Origin of the sequence: Vibrio rotiferianus CAIM 577 = LMG 21460 (assembly GCF_002741985.1) — a bacterium.
GTDB classification, from domain to species: domain Bacteria; phylum Pseudomonadota; class Gammaproteobacteria; order Enterobacterales; family Vibrionaceae; genus Vibrio; species Vibrio rotiferianus.
On record NZ_APHW01000031.1, the window covers coordinates 23020 to 31304 of the forward strand.

Annotated in this window: 8 protein-coding genes; all 8 read right to left on the reverse strand. The window is 46.0% G+C overall.

The features are described 5' to 3' along the window. Positions 1-77: 77 nt before the first annotated feature. Positions 78-4106, reverse strand: coding sequence for a DNA-directed RNA polymerase subunit beta (rpoB, locus tag B853_RS14365; protein ID WP_038887645.1), 4029 nt, complete (start codon positions 4104-4106; stop codon positions 78-80). A gap of 251 nt (positions 4107-4357) precedes the next feature. After that, positions 4358-4726 carry a 50S ribosomal protein L7/L12 gene (gene rplL, locus B853_RS14370; RefSeq protein WP_010444402.1) on the reverse strand — a complete coding sequence of 123 codons (369 nt, stop codon included), beginning with the start codon at positions 4724-4726 and terminating at the stop codon, positions 4358-4360. Between the two features lie 57 nt (positions 4727-4783). After that, on the reverse strand, positions 4784-5278 hold the full coding sequence (gene rplJ, locus B853_RS14375) for a 50S ribosomal protein L10 (protein ID WP_010444404.1): 495 nt from the start codon (positions 5276-5278) through the stop codon (positions 4784-4786). A gap of 280 nt (positions 5279-5558) precedes the next feature. Further along, entirely contained in the window at positions 5559-6260 is a 702-nt protein-coding gene (rplA, locus tag B853_RS14380) for a 50S ribosomal protein L1 (RefSeq protein ID WP_010444406.1), read from the reverse strand. A gap of 4 nt (positions 6261-6264) precedes the next feature. Beyond that, positions 6265-6693: a 50S ribosomal protein L11 gene (gene rplK, locus B853_RS14385; protein ID WP_005451125.1), complete on the reverse strand. Its 429-nt coding sequence runs from the start codon at positions 6691-6693 to the stop codon at positions 6265-6267. A gap of 142 nt (positions 6694-6835) precedes the next feature. After that, the gene (nusG, locus tag B853_RS14390) at positions 6836-7384 is read right to left on the reverse strand and encodes a transcription termination/antitermination protein NusG (RefSeq protein WP_005451123.1); all 549 of its coding nucleotides are present in this window, start codon (positions 7382-7384) and stop codon (positions 6836-6838) included. Between the two features lie 13 nt (positions 7385-7397). Further along, complete coding sequence (gene secE, locus B853_RS14395) at positions 7398-7778, reverse strand: preprotein translocase subunit SecE (protein ID WP_005451121.1); 381 nt, start codon at positions 7776-7778, stop codon at positions 7398-7400. Between the two features lie 266 nt (positions 7779-8044). Further along, on the reverse strand, positions 8045-8285 hold a 241-nt coding region (locus B853_RS14405; RefSeq protein WP_038889594.1), incomplete at its 5' end, for an EF-Tu C-terminal domain-related protein.

The following is an 8285-nucleotide window of genomic DNA, read 5'->3' on the forward strand; positions in this document are numbered from 1 at the left end:
CTCACCCGCTAAAGTGAGCACCTTCTACTAAATAATCGCTTTATATCTCTCTCAACCTTGGCTGAGAGAGAAAGAGATTACTCTTCGTCTTCTAGCTCGATGTTGATACCTAGCGAGCGAATCTCTTTCAACAATACGTTGAACGATTCTGGCATACCAGGTTCCATGCTGTGGTTACCGTCTACGATGTTTTTGTACATCTTAGTACGGCCGTTAACGTCATCCGACTTAACCGTTAGCATTTCTTGTAGAGTGTAAGCAGCACCGTATGCTTCTAGTGCCCATACTTCCATCTCACCGAAACGCTGACCACCGAACTGAGCTTTACCACCAAGTGGCTGCTGAGTTACTAGGCTGTACGAACCAGTTGAACGTGCGTGCATCTTGTCATCAACAAGGTGGTTCAGTTTCAGCATGTACATGTAACCTACTGTTACAGGACGCTCAAACTGGTCACCCGTGCGACCATCAAACAGTTTTAGCTGACCAGATTCTGGTAGGTCTGCTAGTTTCAGTAGCGCCTTAATAGCCGCTTCTGGTGCACCGTCAAATACTGGAGTCGCGATTGGTAGACCGCCACGTAGGTTCTTGATCAGAGTGCGAACTTCGTCATCAGATAGAGAAGCAATGTCTACTTTCTGGCGAGTTTCGCCTAGATCGTAAACTTTCTGTAGGAACTCGCGGAATTTCGCTAGTTCTTGCTGCTCTTTAACCATCTGGTTGATCTTGTCACCGATACCTTTCGCTGCCAGACCTAAGTGTACTTCTAGGATCTGACCGATGTTCATACGCGAAGGTACACCCAGTGGGTTAAGTACGATGTCGACAGGCTGACCTTTCTCATCGTATGGCATGTCTTCAACAGGGTTGATCTTAGAGATTACACCCTTGTTACCGTGACGACCCGCCATCTTATCACCAGGCTGGATGCGACGTTTAACCGCTAGGTAAACCTTAACGATCTTCAGTACGCCAGGTGCTAGATCATCACCTTGTGTGATCTTACGACGCTTAGTTTCGAATTTCTTATCGAAGTCAGCTTTTAGCTCGTCCCACTGCTCTGCTAGTTGCTCTAGCTGAGTTTGTAGAGCGTCATCTTCAAGCGTTAGTTCTAGCCACTTCTTACGATCAGTTGCGTCTAGTTTCGCTTCAGAGTAACCACCATCAATCAATACAGCGCGAACACGGTTTAGAAGGCCACCCTCAAGAATCTGGAATTCTTCAGTTAGGTCTTTCTTCGCTTCTTTAAGCTGCATTTGCTCGATTTCAAGCGCACGCTTGTCTTTCTCTACGCCATCGCGAGTGAAGACTTGAACGTCGATAATCGTACCTGAAACAGAGTTAGGTACACGTAGTGAAGTATCTTTAACGTCAGATGCTTTTTCACCGAAGATTGCACGTAGTAGCTTCTCTTCAGGCGTTAGCTGAGTTTCACCTTTAGGTGTTACTTTACCAACTAGGATGTCGCCACCCTTAACTTCAGCACCGATGTAAACGATACCTGACTCGTCTAGTTTAGACAGAGCAGATTCACCTACGTTTGGAATATCAGCTGTGATCTCTTCAGAACCAAGCTTAGTATCACGCGCCACACAAGTAAGTTCTTGGATGTGGATAGTCGTGAAGCGGTCTTCTTGAACTACGCGCTCAGATACTAAGATCGAGTCTTCGAAGTTGTAACCGTTCCAAGGCATGAACGCGATACGCATGTTTTGACCAAGCGCTAGTTCACCAAGGTCTGTTGAAGGACCATCAGCAAGAACGTCACCGCGTGATACAGGTTCACCTGGCATCACACATGGGCGCTGGTTAATACATGTGTTCTGGTTAGAACGTGTGTATTTAGTCAGGTTGTAGATGTCGATACCAGCTTCACCTGGTACTAGCTCTTCTTCGTTCACTTTAACAACGATACGAGAAGCATCTACTGACTGGATTACACCACCACGTTTAGCAACTGCAGTTACACCTGAGTCAACTGCTACGTTACGTTCAATACCAGTACCAACAAGCGGTTTGTCAGCTTTCAGTGTTGGAACTGCCTGACGTTGCATGTTGGCACCCATCAATGCACGGTTCGCATCATCGTGTTCTAGGAACGGGATAAGCGATGCAGCGATAGATACAACCTGGTTTGTCGCAACGTCCATGTACTGAGCGTGCTCACGAGGGTGTAGACCAGATTCACCTTTTTGACGAGCTGTGATCAGCTCATCTGCAAAACCGCCTTCTTCAGTTAACGCAGCGTTAGCCTGTGCGATAACGAATTGGCCTTCTTCGATTGCAGATAGGTAATCTACTTCGTCTGTAACAACGCCATCTACAACGCGACGGTAAGGAGTCTCTAGGAAACCGTACTCGTTACAACGCGCAAACGCAGATAGAGAGTTGATCAGACCGATGTTTGGACCTTCTGGCGTTTCGATCGGACATAGACGACCGTAGTGAGTTACGTGAACGTCACGTACTTCAAAGCCAGCGCGTTCACGAGTTAGACCGCCAGGACCCAATGCAGAGATACGACGTTTGTGCGTAACTTCTGATAGCGGGTTGTTTTGGTCCATGAACTGTGAAAGCTGTGAAGAGCCAAAGAACTCTTTAACCGCTGCTGAAATAGGCTTAGCGTTGATCAGGTCTTGAGGCATGATTGCATCAAGGTCACCAAGGCTTAGGCGCTCTTTCACTGCACGTTCAACACGCACAAGACCAACACGGAATTGGTTCTCAGCCATTTCGCCTACAGAGCGGATACGACGGTTGCCTAGGTGGTCGATATCGTCCACTTCGCCTTTACCGTTACGGATCGCAATAAGCTTCTTCATCACTTCGATGATGTCTTGCTCGTCAAGCGTACCTTGTTCTAGAGCATCTTCACGCTCGATAGAACTGTTGAACTTCATACGGCCAACAGTTGATAGGTCATAGCGCTCTTCAGAGAAGAATAGGCTTTCGAATAGAGCTTCTGCAGCTTCTTTTGTTGGTGGCTCACCAGGGCGCATCATGCGGTAGATTTCTACCAGCGCAGAAATACGATCAACAGTGCTGTCGATACGTAGCGTTTCTGACATGAATGGACCGTGGTCTAGATCGTTCGTGAATAGAACTTCTAGCGCTTTATGGCCAGCCTGAGATAGGTTCGCTAGAGCTTCCAGGCTAATTTCCTGGTTAGCGTTTACGATGATCTCGCCTGTTGCTTCGTTAACGTAGTCTTTCGATGCAACTTTACCAACGATGTACTCAACTGGTACTTCGATGTGATCAACGCCATCTTTTTCTAGTTGGCGGATATGACGAGCTGTAACGCGACGACCTTGCTCAACGTAAGTCTTACCGTTCGCTTCGATATCGAATGACGCAGTTTCACCACGTAGACGATCTGGAACCAACTCCATAAGTAGAGTTTGGTCTTTCACTTCGAAGTTCACTTTCTCGAAGAAGATATCTAGGATTTCTTCTGACGTTTTACCAAGTGCACGAAGGATGATCGATGCTGGTAGCTTACGACGACGGTCGATACGTACGTATAAGTTATCCTTAGGATCGAACTCAAAGTCTAGCCATGAGCCACGGTAAGGAATTACACGTGCGTTATATAGAACTTTACCTGAAGAGTGGGTCTTACCCTTATCGCTGTCGAAGAACACGCCTGGGCTTCGGTGCAGCTGGGATACGATAACCCTCTCGGTACCATTGATTACGAAGGTACCATTGTCTGTCATAAGCGGAATTTCGCCCATGTAGACTTCTTGTTCTTTAATGTCTTTTACAGTACCTGCTGGTGCGTCTTTATCAAAGATTACTAGACGTAGTTTTACGCGTAGTGGCTTTGAGTAAGTTACACCGCGGATTTGACATTCTTTAACGTCAAAAACTGGCTCACCAAGACGGTAGCTAACGTATTGCAGCTCAGAATTGCCGTTGTAGCTCTGAATTGGGAATACAGAACGGAAAGCAGCTTCAAGACCGTATTGACCTTCAGGATCCTGTTCGATGAATTTGTCGAACGAATCGAGCTGGATCGATAGCAGGTATGGAATGTCCAAAACTTGTGGACGAGTACCAAAGTCCTTACGGATGCGCTTTTTCTCGGTATAAGAGTAAACCATGGGGTTCCTCAGCTCGCTGATAAGTGACCCAAACTGTCCGCCCGCTCCTAGTTACTTAAGGGGGGTAAGGGACAGTGACTAAATAGCTGTTTACTGTAGTGACATTCCATTGCGAAAGAATGAAATGTTTTTTGCATGGATATGAGGCGCTTAAACAGCGGGAAAATTCGCCTATACCCTACAGCGCAAAAAGGCCGGTGGTTAAAAAACCACCAGCCAATTAGCCGTTAGGCTAAGAAACTATGCAATAATTACTTAACAGCAACAGTTGCACCAGCTTCTTCTAGCTGAGCTTTAAGAGCGTCAGCTTCTGCTTTGTCAACACCTTCTTTAAGAGGTGCTGGAGCGCCGTCTACAAGAGCTTTAGCTTCTTTAAGACCTAGGCCAGTTGCGCCACGTACTGCTTTGATTACAGCAACTTTGTTACCGCCAGCAGATTCTAGGATTACGTCGAATTCAGTTTGCTCAGCAGCAGCTTCGCCTGCAGCAGCGCCGCCAGCTACAACAGCAGCAGCAGCAGAAACACCGAATTTCTCTTCCATTGCTTCGATTAGTTCAACAACTTGCATTACAGACATTTCTGCAACTGCGTCTAGGATTTGCTCGTTAGTGATAGACATAACAATTCTCTTTTAAATCAACAATAAGTTTAAATAGCAACCAGTGAAAAGCAAGGCTTACGCAGCAGCTTCTTCTTTTTGGTCGCGTAGTGCAGCGATAGTACGTACCAGCTTGCCTGCAGAAGCTTCTTTCATGCACATCATTAGGCGTGCGATAGCTTCGTCGTAAGTTGGTAGTGTCGCTAGTACTTCAGCGTCAGTTAGCGCGCCTTCAAATGCAGCAGCTTTGATCTCGAAGTCTTTGTTCTCTTTAGCGAAGTCTTTGAAAAGACGCGCTGCAGCACCTGGGTGCTCATTAGAGAATGCGATTAGAGTAGGACCAGTGAAAGTGTCAGTTAGACACTCGTACTCAGTACCTGCAACCGCACGACGCATAAGTGTGTTACGAACAACACGTACGTAAACACCAGCTTCACGAGCTTGTTTACGTAGTGATGTCATAGCGCCAACTTCTACGCCACGAGAATCAGCTACAACTGCAGAAAGTGCACCACTGGCAGCTTCGTTGACTTCAGCAACAATTGCTTTTTTGTCTTGAAGGTTTAAAGCCATCTTGGATTTACTCCTGGTTGTCGTTACACCACTCACTATCATCACGACAGTGAGAGTTATTCAGGTGCTTCCCAGAAGAAAGGTAACTATTTACATAGAGCTTTCTGTCAGTTCGGGCACCATCTACGTAGGGAATATTAAGCCTTCATTTAAAAATAAAGTCAGACACCTACGGTCTTGGACGGAGACTGGGTCTTAATTCATTTAGAACCAAAGTTCAGCCCCAACCACAAATATTAGGCGCAAAATTATACACAAATTTTGCGCCTAAGCAAATAAATTATGCTTGAGTGTTCAGGCTAGCCTGATCAACAGCAACACCAGCACCCATAGTAGTAGAGATGCTTACTTTCTTCAGGAAAGTACCTTTCGCTGAAGATGGCTTAGCTTTCTTCAGAGCAACTAGAAGTGACTCTAGGTTCTCTTTGATCTGCTCAGCAGAGAAGTTTGCTTTACCGATAGTAGTGTGGATGATGCCGTTTTTGTCGTTACGGTAACGAACCTGACCAGCTTTAGCGTTTTTAACTGCTTCAGCAACGTTAGGAGTTACAGTACCAACTTTAGGGTTTGGCATAAGACCGCGAGGACCTAGGATAGTACCTAGTTGACCTACAACGCGCATTGCATCTGGAGAAGCAACAACTACGTCGAAGTTCATTTCGCCTTTCTTAACTTGCTCAGCAAGATCTTCCATGCCAACGATGTCTGCGCCAGCTTCTTTAGCTGCTTCAGCGTTTGCACCTTGAGTGAACACTGCAACGCGGATTTCGCGGCCAGTACCGTGAGGTAGTACAGTTGCACCACGTACGTTCTGGTCAGATTTACGAGCATCGATGCCTAGGTTAATAGCAACGTCAACAGATTCTACGAATTTAGCAGTCGCTAGTTCTTGAAGAAGAGCTACAGCTTCGTTGATTTCGTACTCTTTAGTTACGTCAACTTTTTCGCGGATTACGCGCATGCGCTTAGTTAGTTTAGCCATCTTATTAACCCTCTACCACTAGGCCCATTGAACGAGCAGTACCAGCGATTGAACGCTTCATTGCTTCGATGTCAGCACCAGTCATATCAGCAGCTTTAGTTTCTGCGATTTCTTGGATTTGAGCGTCAGTTACAGTACCAACTTTTTCAGTGTTTGGACGACCTGAACCAGACTTAACGCCAGCAGCTTTCTTAAGTAGAACAGCAGCAGGTGGAGTCTTAGTTACGAACGTGAAAGAACGGTCGTTGTATACAGTGATAACAACTGGAGTAGGTAGACCTTTCTCTAGAGATTCTGTTTTCGCGTTGAACGCTTTACAGAATTCCATGATGTTAACACCGTGTTGACCTAGTGCAGGACCAACTGGTGGACTTGGGTTCGCCATACCAGCTGCAACTTGTAGCTTGATGTAAGCTTCAACTTTCTTAGCCATGATAATTCCTAAGTTTGGGTACAAACGCTAATCACTGATCAGCTCCCCGTTTGTGAAAAAACTCTTTACTTCACGAGAAGTAAAAAGGCGCGAAATTATAGTCATAATTCGCGCCTTAGACAACCCTTAAAAAGGTGTTTTTTTAATCAAGTTTTTCAACCTGACCAAATTCAAGCTCAACTGGTGTTGCGCGACCAAAGATCGACACAGACACTTTCAGGCGGCTCTTCTCATAATCTACTTCTTCAACAGTACCATTGAAGTCAGCAAATGGACCTTCGTTAACACGTACCACTTCACCCGCTTCGTACATAGTACGTGGACGAGGAGCTTCACTCGCCTTCTCAAGACGGTTAAGAATAGCGTCAGCTTCTTTATCTGTGATAGGTGCTGGACGGTCGGAGGTACCACCAATGAAGCCCATGACACGCGGCACACTGCGTACTAAGTGCCATGATTCATCGTTCATAATCATCTGAACAAGGACGTAACCAGGGAAGAACTTACGCTCAGATTTGCGACGCTGACCCGCGCGCATTTCCACTACTTCTTCAGTAGGAACCAGTACTTCACCGAATAGCTCTTCCATGCTGTGCATTTTGATATGCTCGCGAAGAGACTGAGCTACACGACCTTCAAATCCAGAGAAGGCTTGAACCACATACCAGCGTTTTTTTGGAGCTTCACTCATGAATTAAAACCCTCTATACCCCAGTCGCTAGAGCTACTAGACGAACCATAATGCCGTCAATACCCCAAAGCGCTAGAGCCATTACAATACTTACAGCTAAAACGATCAGTGTTGTTTGCATGGTTTCTTGGCGAGTAGGCCAAACAACCTTACGAACTTCCATACGAGATTCTTTTGCAAAACTGATCGCTGCTTTACCTTTAGTTGTTGTTGCTGCAACGCCAAGAGCAGCTGCAATTAGAACAACAACGCCTGCAGCGCGAACCACTACAGACATTTCACCATACAGGTAATTACCCACAACAGCGGCCGCTGCTAATACGAAAGCGGCAATCCACTTAAACGTATCGGCTGCGTTTGAGCTATCAGGAGTTTCAGCATTATTTGCTTTCATAAACCAACCTGTCACAAGTCTTACTATAGACGACAACAACCCCGCTGTTGCAGGGCAAACTCCATATCGCTGAAAAAATCAGCGTTACACTCTTAAGATTAAGCCTCACTGGCCAATCTTGCTCTGCTCTCAACCAAATTCTGAACAAGAAAACAGCTAAAAAAAAGTTGAGTGCAGAAAAAGGGCATCAAATGATGCCCTTTTTGCTACTGGTTCGTCAAATCTAATTCAAGATTTTCCGAAGACATTCGGCAATTCGTTAAGAATTAGTCGAAGATCTTAGCAACAACACCAGCACCTACTGTACGGCCACCTTCACGGATAGCGAAACGTAGACCTTCGTCCATAGCGATAGGAGCGATTAGCTCAACTTGCATTTGGATGTTGTCGCCTGGCATTACCATTTCTACGCCTTCTGGTAGAGAGATGTCACCAGTTACGTCAGTTGTACGGAAGTAGAACTGTGGACGGTAGCCTTTGAAGAATGGAGTGTGACGACCACCTTCA